General features: G+C 65.4%; 18 protein-coding genes. 2 read left to right on the top strand and 16 right to left on the bottom strand.

What is annotated here, in order from left to right; all coding sequences use genetic code 11:
- Window positions 1–123 precede the first annotated feature (123 nt).
- The 3 genes from CH289_RS21050 to lspA are packed head-to-tail and all read right to left on the bottom strand — an operon-like array spanning window position 124 to window position 2,248.
- Window positions 124–810, bottom strand: coding sequence for a hypothetical protein (locus CH289_RS21050; protein ID WP_094728484.1), 687 nt, complete (start codon window positions 808–810; stop codon window positions 124–126).
- Window positions 807–1,733: an RluA family pseudouridine synthase gene (locus tag CH289_RS21045; protein WP_020111985.1), complete on the bottom strand. Its 927-nt coding sequence runs from the start codon at window positions 1,731–1,733 to the stop codon at window positions 807–809. The genes CH289_RS21050 and CH289_RS21045 overlap by 4 nt, the downstream gene beginning before the upstream one ends.
- Complete coding sequence (gene lspA, locus CH289_RS21040) at window positions 1,730–2,248, bottom strand: signal peptidase II (RefSeq protein ID WP_230594098.1); 519 nt, start codon at window positions 2,246–2,248, stop codon at window positions 1,730–1,732. Before lspA ends, CH289_RS21045 begins: the two co-directional genes overlap by 4 nt.
- Before the next feature lie 322 nt (window positions 2,249–2,570).
- On the opposite strand from lspA, the gene CH289_RS21035 reads away from it, so the two are divergent.
- On the top strand, window positions 2,571–3,455 hold the full coding sequence (locus CH289_RS21035) for a hypothetical protein (RefSeq protein ID WP_094728482.1): 885 nt from the start codon (window positions 2,571–2,573) through the stop codon (window positions 3,453–3,455).
- Window positions 3,452–4,234 carry a hypothetical protein gene (locus CH289_RS21030; protein WP_255183010.1) on the top strand — a complete coding sequence of 261 codons (783 nt, stop codon included), beginning with the start codon at window positions 3,452–3,454 and terminating at the stop codon, window positions 4,232–4,234. The genes CH289_RS21035 and CH289_RS21030 overlap by 4 nt, the downstream gene beginning before the upstream one ends.
- A gap of 86 nt (window positions 4,235–4,320) precedes the next feature.
- On the opposite strand, the gene CH289_RS21025 is transcribed toward CH289_RS21030, so the two are convergent.
- The 13 genes from CH289_RS21025 to murC all read right to left on the bottom strand — a co-directional run bounded on the left by CH289_RS21025 (window position 4,321) and on the right by murC (window position 18,430).
- Window positions 4,321–4,836: a WKL family lipoprotein gene (locus CH289_RS21025; RefSeq protein WP_019665908.1), complete on the bottom strand. Its 516-nt coding sequence runs from the start codon at window positions 4,834–4,836 to the stop codon at window positions 4,321–4,323.
- 154 nt (window positions 4,837–4,990) lie between these two features.
- The gene (locus tag CH289_RS21020; protein ID WP_441347090.1) at window positions 4,991–6,286 is read right to left on the bottom strand and encodes a DNA polymerase IV; all 1,296 of its coding nucleotides are present in this window, start codon (window positions 6,284–6,286) and stop codon (window positions 4,991–4,993) included.
- Between the two features lie 118 nt (window positions 6,287–6,404).
- Window positions 6,405–7,067, bottom strand: coding sequence for a peptide deformylase (locus CH289_RS21015; RefSeq protein WP_094713695.1), 663 nt, complete (start codon window positions 7,065–7,067; stop codon window positions 6,405–6,407).
- Window positions 7,064–10,249 (bottom strand): isoleucine--tRNA ligase, encoded by a 3,186-nt coding sequence (gene ileS, locus CH289_RS21010; RefSeq protein WP_037180752.1) that lies wholly within the window; start codon window positions 10,247–10,249, stop codon window positions 7,064–7,066. The genes CH289_RS21015 and ileS overlap by 4 nt, the downstream gene beginning before the upstream one ends.
- 366 nt (window positions 10,250–10,615) lie before the next feature.
- Window positions 10,616–10,786, bottom strand: a complete 171-nt coding sequence (locus tag CH289_RS28370; protein ID WP_170949095.1) for a hypothetical protein — start codon at window positions 10,784–10,786, stop codon at window positions 10,616–10,618.
- An 84-nt stretch (window positions 10,787–10,870) separates the two neighbouring features.
- Entirely contained in the window at window positions 10,871–11,719 is an 849-nt protein-coding gene (gene wag31 / locus CH289_RS21005) for a DivIVA-like cell division protein Wag31 (protein ID WP_026347909.1), read from the bottom strand.
- A gap of 161 nt (window positions 11,720–11,880) precedes the next feature.
- Window positions 11,881–12,168, bottom strand: coding sequence for a YggT family protein (locus CH289_RS21000; RefSeq protein WP_019665915.1), 288 nt, complete (start codon window positions 12,166–12,168; stop codon window positions 11,881–11,883).
- 101 nt (window positions 12,169–12,269) lie between these two features.
- On the bottom strand, window positions 12,270–12,959 hold the full coding sequence (locus CH289_RS20995; RefSeq protein ID WP_019665917.1) for a cell division protein SepF: 690 nt from the start codon (window positions 12,957–12,959) through the stop codon (window positions 12,270–12,272).
- Window positions 12,960–13,013: 54 nt separating this feature from the next.
- Window positions 13,014–13,775: a YggS family pyridoxal phosphate-dependent enzyme gene (locus CH289_RS20990; RefSeq protein ID WP_037160308.1), complete on the bottom strand. Its 762-nt coding sequence runs from the start codon at window positions 13,773–13,775 to the stop codon at window positions 13,014–13,016.
- Between the two features lie 8 nt (window positions 13,776–13,783).
- Window positions 13,784–14,530: a peptidoglycan editing factor PgeF gene (pgeF, locus tag CH289_RS20985; protein WP_094713691.1), complete on the bottom strand. Its 747-nt coding sequence runs from the start codon at window positions 14,528–14,530 to the stop codon at window positions 13,784–13,786.
- A gap of 6 nt (window positions 14,531–14,536) precedes the next feature.
- The gene (ftsZ, locus tag CH289_RS20980; protein WP_019665920.1) at window positions 14,537–15,763 is read right to left on the bottom strand and encodes a cell division protein FtsZ; all 1,227 of its coding nucleotides are present in this window, start codon (window positions 15,761–15,763) and stop codon (window positions 14,537–14,539) included.
- A 193-nt stretch (window positions 15,764–15,956) separates the two neighbouring features.
- On the bottom strand, window positions 15,957–16,937 hold the full coding sequence (locus CH289_RS20975; RefSeq protein ID WP_094728480.1) for a cell division protein FtsQ/DivIB: 981 nt from the start codon (window positions 16,935–16,937) through the stop codon (window positions 15,957–15,959).
- The gene (gene murC, locus CH289_RS20970) at window positions 16,934–18,430 is read right to left on the bottom strand and encodes a UDP-N-acetylmuramate--L-alanine ligase (RefSeq protein WP_179276848.1); all 1,497 of its coding nucleotides are present in this window, start codon (window positions 18,428–18,430) and stop codon (window positions 16,934–16,936) included. The genes CH289_RS20975 and murC overlap by 4 nt, the downstream gene beginning before the upstream one ends.
- Window positions 18,431–18,436 lie beyond the last annotated feature (6 nt).

Raw genomic sequence — 18,436 nt, 5'->3', positions numbered from 1 at the left:
CTAAGCGCTCGAACCGACAGAGCATTCCTGGCTCTCGGTGTGTCCGGCCCCCGCGCGTGTCGGCCCTGGCCCGGCGCGCCGACGGTCTCGCCGCGCCTGTAACCGCCGCCGAACGGGCGTACGTCACGGAGTAGGAACGGGCCCGTCGTCCGGCAGCGGGCCGACGACGTCCGCATAGTCGGGAAGAAGGGCGCGCACGGCGAATCGGCCTGCGATCGCGTCCGCGGGCAAGGCCTCGACCGCCCGAACCCCATCCCCGGCGTCGACGGTTCCGAGTTGCTCCGAAGAGCCGCGGACGATCAGCCCGACGACACATTCGCACCCCTCGAGCAAGCGTGCGGAAGACACTGCATCGATCTGCGATTGGCGATCCCACTGCCCGGTCGAACCATGAAGTCTCGACCCCGCCACGGCCGCCGAGCCCAGCACCGACGCCTCGGTTCCCGGCACTCCGATGGAGATGACCTGGGTCTGGACGCGCTCTAAGGGAACTCGGAGCAGAACCTGCGCGATCCGTACGTCCTGCACCGCGTCGTACGCGCGCGCGGGTGCAACCTCGGCGTCGAACGACACCAACGCCCACTGCATCTCGGAATTGCTCCCCGCCGAGTCCGGGTCGGCGAAGTCCTCCGCGAGCGTCTCCTCCGCCCGCGCCAGGTACTCGGACACTGCTTCTCCGGTGTCCGGACCGAGGGTGTCGGTGTTCACCCCTGGCCGGGGCACCGGATTCGCGGTTCCGAGGGCGAACAGCAGAACCACCGCGGCCAGGACCGTCGCCGCGGCCGTTGCCGCACCCGACATCCGAGTCATGCCGCGCGCAGCACCTCGAGTGCGTGCTCGAGGTCAGCTGGATACTTGCTCTCGATCTCGACCCACCGACCGTCCGACGGATGCGCGAATCCGAGTGTCTTGGCGTGCAGCCATTGACGTTCCAGGCCGAGACGGTCGGCGAGCTTCGGGTCGGCGCCGTAGGTGAGGTCTCCGCAACACGGGTGCCGCAATGCGGAGAAGTGAACGCGAATCTGATGAGTCCGACCGGTTTCGAGGTGCACGTCGAGCAGGCTGGCCGCCTGGAACGCCTCGATGGTGTCGTAGTGCGTGATGCTCGCTTTACCGTCGGCCCGCACCGCGAACTTCCAGTCGTTGCTGCCGTGCCTACCGATCGGTGCGTCGATGGTGCCACTGCTCGGATCCGGATGGCCCTGCACGAGCGCGTGATAACGCTTCTCGATCGTGCGCTGCTTGAACGCCCGCTTCAACACCGTGTACGCGCGCTCGCTCGTGGCGACGACCATCACGCCCGACGTCCCGACGTCGAGGCGATGCACGATGCCCTGCCGCTCATGGGCACCGGACGTGGAAATCCGGAACCCCGCTGCAGCAAGCCCACCGATCACCGTCGGTCCCGTCCACCCGACGCTCGCGTGCGCCGCGACCCCGACCGGCTTGTCGACCGCGACGATGTCGTCGTCCGCATAGAGAATCTCCATGCCCTCGACCGGCTCCGCTTCGATGGTCAGCGCGCGAGCAGGTTCAGGAAGCAGCACCTCCAAGTACGCACCCGCCGACAACCGATCCGACTTCCCCAGTGCCGACCCGTCGACGGAGACGGACCCTTCCTCGGCGAGAGTCGCCGCGACCGTCCTGGACAGACCCAGCAGCCGCGAGACGCCCGCATCGACCCGCATGCCGTCCAAGCCGTCGGGAATCGGCATGGAACGCGATTCCCTCATTTCTGTCCCGCCGTTCCCGAGTCGGTGCTCGCTGCGGCATTCTTCTTCGACGTGGTGGCCCGCTCACCGTTCGGTTCGAATCCGAACAGGCTCAGCGCGACGAGGAGTATCGCCCCACAGACGATCGACGAGTCCGCGACGTTGAACACCGGCCACCATCCGATGGACACGAAATCGACCACGTGTCCCTGCAGCGGTCCGGGCGATCGGAAGAACCGGTCGATGAGATTCCCGAGAGCCCCGCCGAGCACGAGTCCGAGGCCGAGAGCCCACCACGGAGAGCGAAGGGTACGGCCGATCCGGATCACCCCGATGACGACGCATACCGCGACGATCGTCAGAAGCCAGGTCATGCCGGTGGCCATCGAGAACGCTGCGCCGGGATTACGCACCATCCGAAGTGTGACGACGTCGCCGATGATCTCCACCGGGTTGCCCGGCTTGATCCAGTGCACGGCCGCGATTTTGGTGATCAGGTCGAACGCGAGGACGACAACGGCGATCAGGACCAGCATCCTGGTACGCAGCGGCTTCGGTGCCACACCGGTGGCAGGGTCTGCGTCGGTGCCGGACACCACGGTGTCGTCGGGTTCGGCCTTCTGATCGCGGTGCGGGTCGGAGCTCGTCGAATCGGTCGGGCGGTCGTCACTCACCCCCCTATCATGTCGCATCGCCCCGGCACAGCCGAATCCCGGATCGACACCGAGGGGTCAGCGGGCGGGCCGCACGCGCACGGCTTCGCCGACGGTGTCCGGTGAAGTGGCCGGAGCGTGTCCGTAGCCTGGTCCCGTGATCTCGCCTTCCCGAAACCCGATTCGACGTATCCGAGTTCTCGCTGTGGCCGTCGCCGCCACCACACTGCTGGCGGGGTGCGGGTCGTCCGACGACGAGGCATCGTCGGAGACGGACACCTCCGCCACGACGTCGAGTGTGTCGCTGCCGGTGACTCCGGTGACGACCACCCTCGTCGACCCGGGCGCCGAGCCCAGGACCGCGGTGACGCGAAACATCTCCGGCGAACAGTCGGTACGGCTGACGACGCGGTCGACCGTCACCCAGCAGATCGACGACCAGGCAGTACAGGACTTCTCGACGCCGAATCTGACGGTCCCGCTGACGGCACGTGCGTCGGGGGCCAGCGGTGACGAGGTCGATCTCACGATCGGGGTCGCGACGTCGGCGGATCAGCGTCTGACGGACCAGCTCGCCGCGGCCGACGGTTCCGGCGCCGGGTTGACCGTGACCGACGGCGGGGCCGTCACCGCGCTGTCCATCACGCCTGCGGACGCGGCACAGGACGCAGCACGTGCGGCAATAGAACAAGCGTTGAACCAAGCGGTGTACCGGTCGATTTCCTTTCCCGAGGAAGATCTGGGAATCGGCGCGGTCTGGACGGCTCAACAGCAAGTCATCAGCGGTCTGACGCTCAATCAGACGACCACCGCAACTCTGCGCGCGCGGGAGGGTGACGTGCTGACGATCGACCTGCGAATCGATCAGACGCCGGAATCCACGACCCTGGAACTGCCCGACGACGCCGGCCAACTCGCGATCGACAACTACACGATGTCCGGCACCGGAACTCTGCGCATCGACCTGACGAAACCGCTTCCGGTATCGGGAGAGGTGACCGTCGATGGCAGTCAGCAATACAGCGACACCGACGGCACGACGGTTCTGCGTCAGGACATCAGTGACACCCTGGAATGGGCGTCGGAGTGAGGTCCGCAGCTGGATCGGTACGTACTGCCGCAGTGTGCGCGGGGGCTCTTCTGATCCTCGGCGCCTGCGGTGGGACGGACGACGCGGGTGCCGCCGGTGCCGACACCGACACTTCCCCGGCTGCTCCGGTCACGGTCGTCGACGCCCCTGACGTTCTCTCCGGGTCCGTCGTCACCGACTCCGTAGATCTGCAATCCCGCATGCTGACGCCCAGCGACCTTCCCGACGGGTATGCGGTGGTGCCGGACCCGGTGCGTGATCTCGGGCTGGACCCGGCTCCGGAGTACGACTCGCCTGATCGGTCCGGCACCGAGCCGCAGGAGTGCGCCGACGTTCTCGCGGCTGTGGGGACGCAGTCGGCGGGCGCATCGGCGGTGGCGGACGTCAGGTACTCGGGACCGAATTTCTCGTCCATCGACGAAGACGCCGCCAGTTACGCAGGCGGCGAGGACGGTGCCGGAGGCGCTGGAGAGGCGTTCCGCACCGTGCAGGACACGCTCGTCGGCTGCGCCGAGTACACGGGCACGGACGCCGACGGGATCGACGTCGACTTCTCGCTGTCGGCTCGGGACCAGTCCCCGGTAGGTGACGCGTCGACGTCGTTTCGGCTCGCGACCACCAGCGAAGGGTTCACGCTGGTGTCCGACGTAGTGATCGCAGTAGTCGACCACACCGTGTTCCAGCTGTCCGTCACCAGTCAGGAAGGCGTCGACGCGGCATCGTTCACCGCACTCGCCGATGCAGCAGCCGAGCGTATACGTGGTGACCTCGGGTCCTGACCGAGACGAAGGCACACGAAAGCCGGTGCCGCACTCCGAACGAGGAGTACGGCACCGGCTTCGAGGTACCGCGAAAAGCTAGGTGACTACGCGCACGCAGGCGAGGTCAGCTGCGCCAGCTGGACGAGACCACATGCGTTCTCCTTGGACAGCTTCCATGCGCCGTCCTCGGCAACGAAGATGAAGTTGCCCGGGTTCGCCTGACCGTTGATGGTCAAGGTCGCGCCCGTGTTCAGGGTGCCGTCGCCGAGGTCGTCGACACTGGTGATCTCGACGGTGGCGCCGTTCTGCACAGCAGCGGCCGCGACCTGCTCGATGAGGCCCGGATCTTCCTCGGCGCCCTGGATGAGGGCCGCCTTCTCCTCGACCGGGACAGCCGGGTCGAGACCGCGAGCGAGTTCGGCGTTGAGCTCTTCAGCCGTGGGCACAGGTGGGTAATCGCCCGATGCCTCCGGTGCCGCCGACGCCGAGGACGTCGTGGAAGCTGCCGACGTCGTCGTCGTCGTGTCGCCACCGTCGTCCGAGCTACATGCGGTCATCGTCAGCGCAGCAGCGATCGCCACGCCGGCGACTACGGCCTTTCGGGTGTTACGGAGCTTCAAGTGCTTATCCCTTCGGTTGTACTGCTCAGTCGTTCACGTGAACCGGACATAGAGGCCGGTCTCGGCTGTTCCACTATGCCATTGGAGGCCTCGGGCGGAAAGAAGCGTCGCTACTCGCCGGTAGCCGAGAGCGTCATTTCAGGACGAGTCACTGTCATTTCAAACTGTCCAGTGGATCCGCCACAACGAGCTGCTCGTCCCCCTCTGCGAAAGTACGGGCTCGACCCGGTCCGGTGGACCGTGTCTCGAACCGAACCGTCACCACGGAGTGGCCTGCCCCTTGCACCCATCCGTGTCCGTGTTCAGGATGCCTCACGTCCATGCCCGGATGCCACCTCTGCTGCGGTTCTCTTACCGAAGGCACAATTTCGCCCGTGGTCGTGGGCGACGTGGACGTGTCCTCCGGTTCGTGATCGAGTTCGGGAAACAGCGACCCTTGCTGCACGGTGGACAGCCCGGCGAGGCCGACACCGACCAGCCGGATCGGACCGAGTTCCACCGGGTCCAGCACCTGACGCTGTGCCGTCGCGACGATGGTCTGCTTGTCCACGGTCGCGTACGGCAACGTCGCCGACCGAGTCACGATGCTCATGTCCGATTTCCGCAGCTTCAGCACCACCGTGCGTGCGCCGCGCCCGTCCTTCACCAGGCGTCGGTGCGCGGCTTCCGCGCTCCGTTCCACCGCAGACCTCAACTGCGCCAAGGTCACCAGATCGTGTGCGAACGTCGTCTCGGCGCTGACCTGCTTCGCTTCGGCGCGCTCGGCGACGGCTCGATCGTCGATCCCACGCGCCAGCCTGTGCAGCCCCGGACCCACCGTCGCACCGAGGATCGACGCCACTTCCGACTCCGGCGTCGCGACGAACTTACCGATCGTGTCGATGCCGAGCTTTCGAAGTTTCTCGTCGGCGACCGGCCCGATTCCCCACAACTTCCGCACCGGCAACGCAGCCATGAGAGCACTTTGTTCGGCCGGCGCGACCACAGTCACGCCGTCCGGCTTCGCCAGACCGGACGCGATCTTCGCGATCTGTTTACCGGAACCGGCGCCCAACGACGCCACGAGGCCCGTCCGTTCCATGACGAGTGCCCGCAGCATCTCGCAGAACTCCGCCACCTCGGCCGCGGTGGCGCCGACGAGTTCGACTGGCTCGCCGAACGCCTCGTCCATCGACAGCTGCTCGAGAACAGGCATCCTCGTGCGCAGACCGTCGAACACCGTCCGACTGACGCTCTGGTACAGCGCGCCGCGCGGCGGCAGCACGATCGCGCCGCCGCCCACCAATCTGCGAGCCTGATGCATCGGCATGGCGGAGCGCGCGCCGAAGACACGCGCCTCGTAGCTGCAGCCGGCGACGACACCGCGACCGCCTGCTCCGCCGACCAGAACGGGGCGTCCGCGCAAGGTGGGCCGGGTGAGCTGCTCGACCGACGCGAAGAACGCGTCCATGTCGAGATGCAGCACCCATCGCCTACTGCGAGCGTCGGTCACGACCGAAAGATACTCCGGAACGCAGACATCACAGTCCGTGCCTCATGGGATGCCGACACGACGGTCGAAGGCCATGTCACGACGCGTCGCCTCGGCCGGTACCGAGGTCGAAGCCGAGCGCTGCAGCCGCGTGCTCGGGAGTCGGATCGGCCCACAGGTCGGCGTACACGTCGTTCGCGGACAGCGACCGCGTCACCGCTCTGTCGATGTACACCGTCCCGTCGAGGTGATCGGTCTCGTGCGCCACGATCCGCGCGGGCCATCCACCGAACTCCTCGTCGACCACGGCGCCGTGCAGGTCGGTGCACCGAAGCCGCACCGACGCCGCCCGAGGGACGACCGCCTGGTAGCCGGGCATGCTCAGGCATCCCTCGTAGAAGCTTCGCCGAGCCGACCCGACGTCGTCGTAGCGCGGGTTGACGATCACTCGGAACGGAAACGGCGTGCGCTCCCGCTGCGTCGCGACCTCCTCGGACACCGGGTACATGTCCTCGATCACCGCGATTCGCAGCGGGACGCCGATCTGCGGCGCAGCGAGACCGACACCGGGCGCGTCGTGCATCGTGGCCCGCATGACCTCGACGAGGTGTTCGAGCGTGCGCGGCTCGAGCTGATCGGTCAACGCGGCTGCCGCTGTGCGCAGCACCGGATCACCGACCGTGACGATCGGAAGGACGCCGTCGTGCGCGTGCGACAGCAGCTCACGGACGGCGCCTTCCATCACCGCGTCGCGGGTCATCGCGAACGGGTGACCGATACGCGGGTACCTTCCCCGAGTTCGACGGCGTCGTCGCCCGGATCACCGTCGACCAAGCTCAGGGCCAGAACCTCGCCGGCGATCAACGAGCGGTGCGTGTCGAGCCATTCGCGGCGTTCGGCCGGAACCTCGATGACGATGTCGATCCGATCGGACACCTCGAGGCCCAGTGTTCGGCGGGCCTCCTGGAGCTCACGGATTCGGTCTTTCGCCCACCCCTCGGCCTCCAGCTCCGCGGTCACCTTGGAATCGAGCACGACCAGACCGGCGTTGCCCGGCAGAGCGGCAGTGGAGTCCGGTTCGGCCGCAACCAGCTTGCGGGTGTACTCCGTCGGGAGCAGTTCGATGCCTGCGGCACTGACCGTGCCCGATGCATCCTCGCTCCACTCCCCTGCTTTGACCGCCTTGATGACCTTCTGGACGTCCTTGCCGATCCGAGGACCTGCCGCACGCGCGTTGACGACCAGTTCGAATTTGCCGTGCACGGCAACATCGTCGGTGAGGTCGACCTTCTTGACGTTGACCTCGTCGGCGATGATGTCGGCGTACGGACGCAGTCGTTCCGCGTCCTCGGCGGCGACGGTCACCTCGGGGAGCGGCAACCGCACCCGAAGGTTCTGGGCCTTCCGAAGTCCGAGTACCGCGCCGCACACCGAACGCACCTCGTCCATCGACTCGACCAACTCCGGATCGGCAGGCAAGTCTGCTGTCGCCGGCCAGTCCGCGAGGTGGACCGACCGTCCACCGGTCACACCGCGCCACACCACTTCGCTGACCAACGGCAACAGCGGCGCAGCAAGTCGCGTCACGACCTCGAGCACCGTGTGCAACGTGTCGATCGCGTCGGAGTCCTCGCTCCAGAACCGCGAACGTGACCGTCGCACATACCAGTTGGTGAGCGCGTCGCAGAACGTACGCAGCTCGTCGCACGCCCCTGCGATGTCGTGGACCTCGAGCGCTTCGGTGATCGCGTCCCGCGTCGCCGCCAGCTTGGCCAGAACGTACCTGTCCAGCACGTTCGGCGAATCCGTTCGCCACGTACCCGGCTTGCCTGCGTACAACTGCAGGAAACTCCACGCATTCCAGATCGGCAGCAACGCCTGGCGGACGCCCTCACGGATGCCTTGCTCGGTGACGATCAGGTTGCCACCGCGCAGGATCGGCGACGACATCAGGAACCAGCGCATCGCATCGCTGCCGTCTCGGTCGAACACCTCCTTGACGTCCGGGTAGTTGCCCTTGGACTTGCTCATCTTGAGACCGTCGTCGCCCAGCACGATGCCGTGCGCCGCAACGGTCTTGAACGCAGGACGATCGAACAACGCGGTCGCGAGCACGTGCAACGTGTAGAACCAGCCACGAGTCTGGCCGTTGTACTCGACGATGAAATCGCCCGGGTTGTGTGCTGTGGCATCCCCCGTCGTTCCGCTCGCCCCGGAAAACCACTCTGCATTCTCGAACGGGAAATGCACCTGCGCGTACGGCATCGACCCGGACTCGAACCAGCAGTCCAGGACCTCGGGAACCCGTCGCATCGTGGACTTGCCCGTCGGATCGTCCGGGTTGGGACGCGTCAGATCGTCGATGTACGGACGGTGGAGATCGTTCGGACGCACGCCGAAGTCACGCTCGAGCTCGTCGAGGCTGCCGTACACGTCGATACGTGGGTACTCGGGATCGTCGGACGTCCACACCGGGATCGGGCTGCCCCAGTACCGGTTTCGACTGATGTTCCAGTCGCGTGCGCCTTCGAGCCACTTGCCGAACTGCCCGTCCTTGATGTGCTCGGGCACCCAGGTGATCTCTTGGTTGAGCTCCACCATGCGATCGCGGAACTTCGTCACCGCCACGAACCACGACGGGACCGCCATGTAAATCAGCGGCTGCCCGCTGCGCCAACTGTGCGGGTAGGAGTGCTCGATGGTCTCGTGACGCAGCAACCGACCGGACGCCTTCAGATCCTTGATGATGACGGGGTTGGCGTCGAACACCATCAGGCCCTGGTACGGCGGCACAAGTGCCGTGAACTTGCCACCGGGGTCGAGCGGCTGAACGACCTCGATGCCGTTCGCCGTCGCGACGTCCATGTCCTCTTCACCGAATGCCGGTGCGAGGTGCACGATTCCGGTACCCGAGTCGGTGGTGACGTAGTCCGCCTGCAGAACACGATGCGAATTGGCGTGCCCCAGAAAGAAATCGAACGGCGGAGTGTAAGTGAGGCCGACGAGTTCCGCGCCGGTGTGCTCGGACAACACCTCGGGCTCGTCGCCGAGTTCGCGGGCGTAGTGCGCGAGACGTTCCGCGGCCAACACGTAGCGTTCGCCGTCGGTTCCGCGGACCTGCACATAGCGAACATCGGGATGCACTGCGATCGCCAGGTTCGACGGCAGAGTCCAGGGCGTCGTCGTCCAGATCAGTGCACCTGCACCGTCGAGAGGCGACGCGGGTGCCGTCAGCGGCATCGTGACGGTGACCGCCGGGTCCTGACGCATCTTGTAGGCGTCGTCGAGCCGAGTTTCCTGGTTGGACAACGGGGTCTGTTCGTACCAGGAATACGGAAGGACTCGATAACCCTGATAGATCAGGCCCTTGTCGTACAACTCCTTGAACGCCCACATGACCGATTCCATGAAGTCGACGTCGAGCGTCTTGTAGTCGTTGTCGAAATCCACCCAGCGGGCTTGACGGGTGACGTAGTCGCGCCACTCGTCCGTGTACCGCAGAACCGACTGCCTGCAGTAATCGTTGAACTTGGCGAGACCCATCTCGTCGATCTCGGATTTGTCCTTGATCCCCAACTGCTTCTCGGCTTCGAGCTCCGCGGGCAACCCGTGGCAGTCCCACCCGAACCGACGCTCCACCTTCTTACCGCGCATCGTCTGAAAGCGCGGAACGAGGTCTTTGACGTACCCGGTCAGCAGGTGACCGTAATGGGGAAGACCGTTGGCGAACGGCGGGCCGTCGTAGAAGACGAACTCGTCCGCACCCTCGCGACGGTCGACGCTGGCACGGAACGTTCCGTCCTCGGCCCAGAAATCGAGCACTCTGCGCTCGAGGTCTGGAAACGACACACCCGCGGCTTTCGGACCAACCATGTCGACCAACGGGTACTTGTCACCGTCGGTCCTCGCGACATCGCCGCTCTTCGAATCTTCGGTACTCATGACGGACGCTCCTGCCGTGCCGACGCCGTCGCTTCTGCGACGGCGATAGTTTCCTCGGCACGGGGACGACGATCGACGTGTGGGACGTCGACTACCGCGGTACCACCCCGCTTGCTTCATCGACGCCGGAAAACGATCCCTCGTCGACGAAGCCTCTCGCACTGCTGTGACGGGCTTACCCGTTCGGTTCTACTGAGCCGACCCGACCTCGACGGTCGATTCGGCCGTTCTTCCGAATGCTCCCCGGGGATGACCGGATCATCGCGTTCTTCTCGACAGTCGTTGTTCTCGACAGTCGTTGTTCTGTTCTCGATGTTCGTGATGACGACATCGGACACCTCGAGGGTAACCGAAACGTCCACACAATCAATTCTCGGGTGGCGACCTGCGTCCGGTCAGCGCGCCTGCCAGCAACAGAATCGCGCCGACGATGCAGACACCGATGCACCCGTACGCCCAGACGACCGATCCGGTCGTCAGGGCGATGACCAGCAGCGCGAACCCGACACCCGCTGCGCACAGCGTCAAGACGAGCACTGTGCGCCTCGTTCCGCACGAGCCGGCTCACGCCGGGCGGGTTTCACGTCCGCAGCCATGCCGAACAGGCTGGGCGAGAATGCGTCAGTTGTTGCCCTTGGCATACGACTGGCTGTAGCCCGACGACTGCTCGTTCTGGTTGAAGCTGTCCGACCCGTTGTCCACCGGCAGAGCCGAGGAACGGTTCTCGAGCTCTTCGAGCTGGGATTCCAGGTAGGACTTGAGACGGACACGGTACTCGCGCTCGAACGTCTTGAGCTGCTCGATACGACCCTCGAGCACCGAACGCTGCTCGTTGATCGTCGCCATGATCTCGGTGTGCTTGCGCTCGGCGTCCGCCTGAAGAGCATCGGCCTTCTCCTTGGCCTGACGAAGCTGTGTCTCGGACCTCGTCTGAGCGTCGGACAACAGCGATTCCGACTTCTGACGAGCGTCGGTGACCATCGCCTCGGAGCGGGTCCGTGCGTCGGTGACGAGACGCTCTGCATTGGTGCGAGCGTTCCCCAGGAGCTGCTCGGACTCGGTCTTGGCGTCGCTGGTGAGCCTGTCGGCCATCTCCTGCGCGAGTCCGAGAATCTTCGCGGCTTGCATGTTGGAGTCGCCACCCTGCGCCGGCGCAGCCGCAGCCACGGGAGCAGGCGCCACCACCGGGGCGGGCTTGGGTGGCTCGACGGGGCGCTGAGGCTCCGGAGCCTTCTGCTGAACCGGAGCGGGCTGAGCCGGACCGGACTGTCGAGCCGACTTGGCATCCGACAGTTCCTGATCGAGCTCGCCCACGCGCTGGCGCAGGTCTGCATTCTCCTCGATCAGTCGCGACAGCTCTTGCTCGACGAGATCGAGGAAAGCATCCACCTCGTCTTCGTTGTAACCGCGCTTACCGATAGGCGGCTTGCTGAAAGCGACATTGTGCACATCAGCTGGAGTCAGCGGCATGGAAGGATCCCTTCACGCGTCTTGAGGCGGTAGAGCAAGCATTCAGTTATATCCCATTCCGCACTTGCCGGAACAATCAAACTGTAACTGGCGTCCATTCTGTCACATCGGTTGCGCAGGTCGCGCCTGTCCCCGATGTCTTTCATCAAAGTTCGATCAGTTCACGATCCCAGACTCCGCACGACGGACATCAGGATGAAAACGCCGAACAACAACACCATGATCGACAAGTCCAGTCGAACTCCCCCGAGATTCACGGGGGGAATCACTCTTCTCAGCAGCTTGACCGGTGGATCGGTCACGGTGAATATCGCCTCGAGCAAGACAACGACGATTCCCGACGGCCGCCAATCCCTGGCGAACGTCCTGATGAATTCGACGATGATGCGGCCGATGAGAAGAAGCCAGAAAATGAACAGTATGAAGTAGATCACCGCGAACAAGGCCACAGGTCATACTCTGCCCGAAAAGGTCGGCTCGATCAAAGCGAGCAGGTCAGAGACCTGTTCGAATCGATCGAGCCGAAGGAACGCACCAGTGCTGTCGATTGTCATTGCTGACTGTAGAAGCCCGTCTCGGCGATGCGACGCCGTTCCTGGGGGGACACGTCGATATCTGCCGGCGAGAGAAGAAATACTTTCGTTGCGACCTTGTCGAACGAGCCGCGAAGGGCGAAGGCGAGCCCTGCGGCGAAATCGACCAGACGCTTGGCGTCGGCATTGCTCATCTCGACGAGATCCATGATGACCGGAGTTCCGTCACGGAAACGCTCGCCGATCGTCCTGGCTTCGCTGTAATCGCGGGGACGCAGGGTGGTGATCTTCGACAACGCGCTGCCGTCGTCCGCCACCGGGCTACGGCGGGTCTCCGCGCGCGTCATCGGCTCACTGCGCAGGCTGCGCTCCTGCGCGTCCATACGGGTGTCCACCGCGAGGTTGCCGCGAGTGGACACGCCTCGTCCGGCCCCGGCCGACCGCGACGAGCGACCGCCGATGGGGGCAAGTGTCGGCGCGGAGCGAGGTGCCTCGTACTCGTCGTAGTCGTCGTCGAGGTCCTCGATCTCGGCACGGGACGAGCGCCGCGAGGAGAACGACGGCTTCGCGAACTCCCGGTCGTCGTCCGCGTAGGGATCGCGGCCGCGGACGGAGTGGCGCGATTCCGGCTCGTCGAGGTAGTCGTCTTCGTAGTCCGCAAGAGGAACCATGCCGAAGTACGCCTTGAACTTGTGCAGGGTACTCATTGATGCAGCCTTCCGTGCCGGGTACTTCGTTGCCGGTCTCCAGGTTCGCAAGTGTCAGGTGTGACTGATGTGATCCGTGGACTGTACTGGCGAGGTTATCGGCCGAGGGCCGAGTATTGCGGTACCGACACGCACGCACGTCGATCCGTGTAGAACAGCAGCCTCCAGATCGCCCGTCATCCCCGCGGACAGCTCGACTGCATCCGGGTGCTGCTCGAGCAACTGCTGGTGTACGGCCGACAGATCGGCGAATGCGTGATCCGGATCCGAGTCCAGCGGCGGAACGGCCATCACTCCGGACAGGGTGAGCCCGTCGGTGTCGGCCACCTGATCGGCCAGCTCGAGTAGATGCTCTCGCTCGACTCCACCGCGATGGACGTCTCCGTCCAGACTCACCTGAATCAGGACCTCGAGCGGAGTGGACCTGGCCCCGTCGGACTGCGCTGCGTCCACCGCCTTGCCGAGAGCGGACACCAAGCGATCACTGTCGACCGAGTGGATCGACGTGGCCCATCTCGCGACGGATTTGGCCTTGTTACGTTGCAGATGCCCGATCATGTGCCACCGGGCCGGTTCGGTACCGAACGCTCCGGCCAATTCGTCGACCTTCGCCGACGCGTCCTGCTCGCGTGACTCGCCGAAGTCGCGGCATCCGAGACCGTGCAGAATCTCGATGTCCGACGCCGGGAAGAATTTGGTGACCGGAAGCAACATCACGTCGTCCACCGAACGGCCGGCGGCGGCGCACGCGGCGGCAAGCCGAGCCTTCACCGAGCGAAGTGCCTCCGAGATCTCGGATTCTCTGGTCGTCGTCATATCGACAGTCAAGCAGGACCGTCGGTGCGGCCGGCCGAGGTGTCCATCCAGATCACGCTTGCCGATCGTCCCGTCGGCGACCCGCGCCGATGGCTGAACAGGGTTCGGTCTTCGATGGTGCACCGAGGATCGACGGCGATCGACGTCACGCCGAGTCCGTGAAGTTGCCGTCTGATTCCGTCGCGGATGTCGAGGCCGGGCGTCTTTCTGACGGTGGTCGTGGCGCTACCGGGAAGGTGCTTCTCCACATCGGCCTGCATGTGCGCGGGCACCTCGTACTGACGCCCGCTCGCGGCCGGACCGAGGAATGCACCGATTCGACGTGTGTCGGCTCCGAGCGCCACCATCGCCTCGACCACACGGGGAACGATGCCGATGCGCGCTCCGACCCTTCCGGCGTGTACAGCCGCGATCACACCGGCCGCGTCGTCGGAGAGCAGGACCGGCACGCAGTCCGCGGTGAGGACGACGAGTGCTAGATCACGGCTGGTCGTGACCAACGCGTCGGTGACCGGAACGGGCTCGGGGGTCGGACCGTCGACAACAGTGACGGTCCGACCGTGGACCTGTTCCATCCACACCAGTCGACCAGCGCCCATGCCAAGCTCACTACCGAGCCGCTCGCGGTTGGCGGCCACGGCCGACGGTTCGTCGCCGACGTGGTCGCCGAGGTTGAAGCTGTCGTACGGCGGCGCCGACACCCCGCCTGCCCGCGAGGTGGTGACCCTACGAACCTTGAAGTCGTTCTCCGCCATCGGCGATCAACGACGCATGAACGACGGCACGTCCACATCGTCTTCCCCGTCGTCCTCGGTGACGGGCACACGCCGACCCGAGTTGTTCGACCCTGACGATCCCGAGTTCGAGGACTGAAGCGGAGGCAGGCTGCTGCCGTTACCTGCACTGCCTGCACCGACCGGGTCACGGAACACGGCACCGGATTCGGTGGAGTCGGACCGAGACGACACCTCGCCGGATCGTGCGGATCCGATGGTACTGCGTGAGGCGCCCGGAGCTGCTTCGACGGGACGTCTCGTCGGCGTCCCTCCATCGAAACCGGCTGCGATGACGGTGACGCGCACCTCGTCGCCGAGGGAATCGTCGATGACGGTTCCGAAGATGATGTTGGCGTCGATGTGTGCCGCTTCCTGGACGAGCGACGCAGCTTCGTTGATCTCGAAGAGTCCCAGGTCCGAGCCTCCCGCGATCGACAGCAGCACGCCGCGCGCACCTTCCATCGACGCTTCGAGCAACGGCGAGTTGATGGCGGACTCGGCCGCCTTGATGGCGCGACCCTCGCCGCGCGACGAACCGATTCCCATCAGCGCGCTACCTGCCCCCGACATGACGCCCTTGACGTCGGCGAAGTCGACGTTGATCAGGCCAGGCGTGGTGATGAGGTCGGTGATGCCCTGAACGCCGTTCAGGAGCACCTCGTCGGCGCTGCGGAACGCGTCCATCAGGCTGACGGCTGCGTCACCGAGCTGGAGCAGTCGGTCGTTGGGGATGACGATGAGGGTGTCGCAGGACTCGCGCAGTTGCTGGATCCCGGTATCGGCCTGCCCTCCGCGCCGCTTGCCCTCGAAGGAGAACGGGCGCGTGACGACGCCGACGGTGAGAGCGCCGAGCTTGCGAGCGATGTTGGCGACGACGGGTGCGCCACCGGTACCGGTGCCACCTCCCTCGCCTGCGGTGACGAAGACCATGTCGGCGCCCTTGAGCACCTCTTCGATCTCGTCCTTGTGATCGTCGGCTGCCTTGCGGCCGACTTCGGGATCGGCGCCTGCGCCGAGACCACGGGTGAGCTCACGGCCGACATCGAGCTTGACGTCGGCGTCGCTCATCAGCAGCGCTTGAGCATCGGTGTTGACCGCGATGAACTCGACTCCCTTGAGTCCCTGTTCGATCATGCGGTTGACCGCGTTAACGCCGCCGCCGCCGATGCCGACGACCTTGATTACGGCGAGGTAGTTGTGCGGGGGCGTCATTGGCTCTCGCCTTCCGTGGTTGTGTACTGGTCCGTCTTCGTACTCGGCTGATGCGCTTCGACAAAACCCTCAACCTAAACCATAGGCTTAAGGTTATGTCAAGTACTCGACGCTCGGAACGCTATTCACCGCAACGGAGATACGCCATTAGGCGCGCCGAGAAGTCGAGAAAAGAATTTGGGTTTCGTGAAAGTCACTTGGTGGTGGGCAGGTCCGGACTCGACACATCCAGGATTTGCCCCGGTTGAGACAATAGCGCAAGAGCCACAGCGGATTTCCGCTCGGATCTGTCGCGGTCTCCCCACACCACCGTCCTACCGTCGAACAGGATCACGGACACGTCCGACGCCGAACCCGCCCGAATCTCCCCGACCTGCACCCGCAGCGGTTCGGGCAACGAATCGAGCACTGCGAGAGCACTTTCCGTCGGCGGATCGCCTGTCACCGGGTTGTCGGTGACCAGACGAATCACTCCGGGAGGCGGCGGGGCGACGGCGAAATCCACGGCATCGGCGTCGAGCAGGTGGGTTCCGTCCGGTCGGTCGACGAACACGACCGGTACCCGCTCGGTGACGGTGACCCGGATGGTCGACGGGTACATCCGTTGCACCCGAACCGAAGCCAACGACGGAATCGACGCGACGCGCCGAGCGGCCGCGCCGGTGTCGACTCGAACGAGCTTCTCCCCCATCGGCACCGCCAGATCGGCGATCACCTCGTCCTCGGAGACCGACACCGCACCGCGTACGTCGATGGTCCGCACCGTCAGCACAGGTGAGAAGTACACGACGGCAAACCCCGCAAGTACGACGGCGACCACGGCGGCCGCGATCGTTCCAGCGCGTCGACGCGATCGCGACACCTTCGCGCGTTCGTCCTCGCGAGCCCGACGACGATCCGCTCGTTCCTGGGATTCGGCGCTCGGACGGGTGGTGTCGCGGTTGTCCCGGCGTGCGTACGCGCCCCGGTCCCGAGCTTCGCCCTTCGATGCACTGCCCGTGCCGACCTTGCCCGTGCCGACCTTGCCTGTGTCGACCTTGCCTGTGTCGACCTTGCCTGTGTCGACCTTGCCTGTGTCGACCTTGCCCGGGCCGCTCGGCGTTCCGGTGTCGGTCCGAGCGGCGTCCTCGCCGGAGGACGTGTCCTCGGTCGGACGCTTCGGACGAGACGTCACTGCGACGCCCGGCCGTGCCCGATCCGGAAACTCGTCCTCGAACGCAGCGCGTCGAGGATCGGCCCGGCCAGCATGGTGACGTCCCCGGCACCCATGGTGATGACGACGTCGCCGGGCTCGGCAAGAGACGCCACCTGCTTCGCCACCAGCGACAGGTCCGGTTGATAGATGACGGGCTTGGTCACCGCAGACGCGACGAGAGCTCCCGTCACGCCGGGAAGCGGTTCCTCACGGGCACCGTAGACGTCGAGGACGAGCACCTCGTCGGCGATGGACAGAGCCTCACCGAACTCCGCTGCGAACGTCTCCGTACGGGAGTACAGGTGCGGTTGGAACACGACGACGACCCGGCCGCGTTCGCCCGCCCCTGCGGCGCTCGTGACGAGTTGCTGAGCTGCGCCCAGCACGGCACGCACCTCGGTGGGATGGTGCGCATAGTCGTCGAACACGCGGATGCCGTGTTCGCGCCCGCGAATCTGAAAACGTCGGTGCACACCGCCGAAGCCCGCAAGACCTTCCAGCAGATCCGTCGCTGCGGCGCCTGCCTGGGTTCCGGCTGTGAACGCGGCCAGTGCGTTCAGTGCCGTGTGTCGTCCGGGAACGCCGAGTCTCAACGTCCGCGGGCTCTCCTCCCCCGCGATCAACAGTTGGGCGACGCCTCCGACGTCCTCGGGTTCCCACTTCAGCAACCGAACCGCCATGTCCACGTCGCCCGCGTCGGTGTCCTCGGATCCGTATCCCAGCACGCGTACGCCCGGGAGCGCTCGTTCGTGGACGCGCCGAGCCAGAGCGGCCGATCCTGAATCGTCCATGCAGGCAACGAGCACTCCACCCGGTCCGAGCAACGCCGCGAAATCGTCGAAGACCTGCGTGTACGCCTCGGGGGTACCGAAGTAGTCGAGGTGATCGGCCTCGATGTTGGTGACGATGACGACGTTCGGGCTGTACTGCAGGAGCGAACCGTCGCTCTCGTCTGCCTCGGCGACGAACACGTCACCACTGCCGTGGTGCGCGTTGGTGCCGGCCTCGTTCAGTTCTCCACCCACCGCGAACGACGGATCGAAGCCACAGTGCTGCAGCGCGACGATCAACATCGACGTGGTCGAGGTCTTGCCGTGCGTGCCGGACACCAGCAGTGCCCGATAACCCTCCATCAGCGATGCCAACACCGTCGGCCGGAGCACGACGGGAATTCCTCGGCGCCCGGCTTCGACCAGTTCGGGGTTGGTCTTGGGTATCGCGGCGTGCGTGGTGACCACCACCGTCGGACCACCGGAGATCAAGTCGAGAGCCGAGGCATCATGACCGACACGAACCTGTGCACCACGAGCGCGCAGTGCCAGAACCCCTCGGCTTTCCTTCGCATCGGAGCCGGAGACTTCGCCGCCACGAGCGAGCAGAATCCTGGCGATGCCGGACATGCCGGCACCCCCGATTCCGACCATGTGAACCCGTCGGAGATCCTCCGGCAGTTCGGCGGGTAACTCGGGCATGTCCGT

The organism is Rhodococcus sp. RS1C4, assembly GCF_002258225.1.
In the GTDB taxonomy this organism is placed as follows: domain Bacteria; phylum Actinomycetota; class Actinomycetes; order Mycobacteriales; family Mycobacteriaceae; genus Rhodococcoides; species Rhodococcoides fascians_E.
This window is presented reverse-complemented; position numbering and strand designations above follow the sequence as displayed.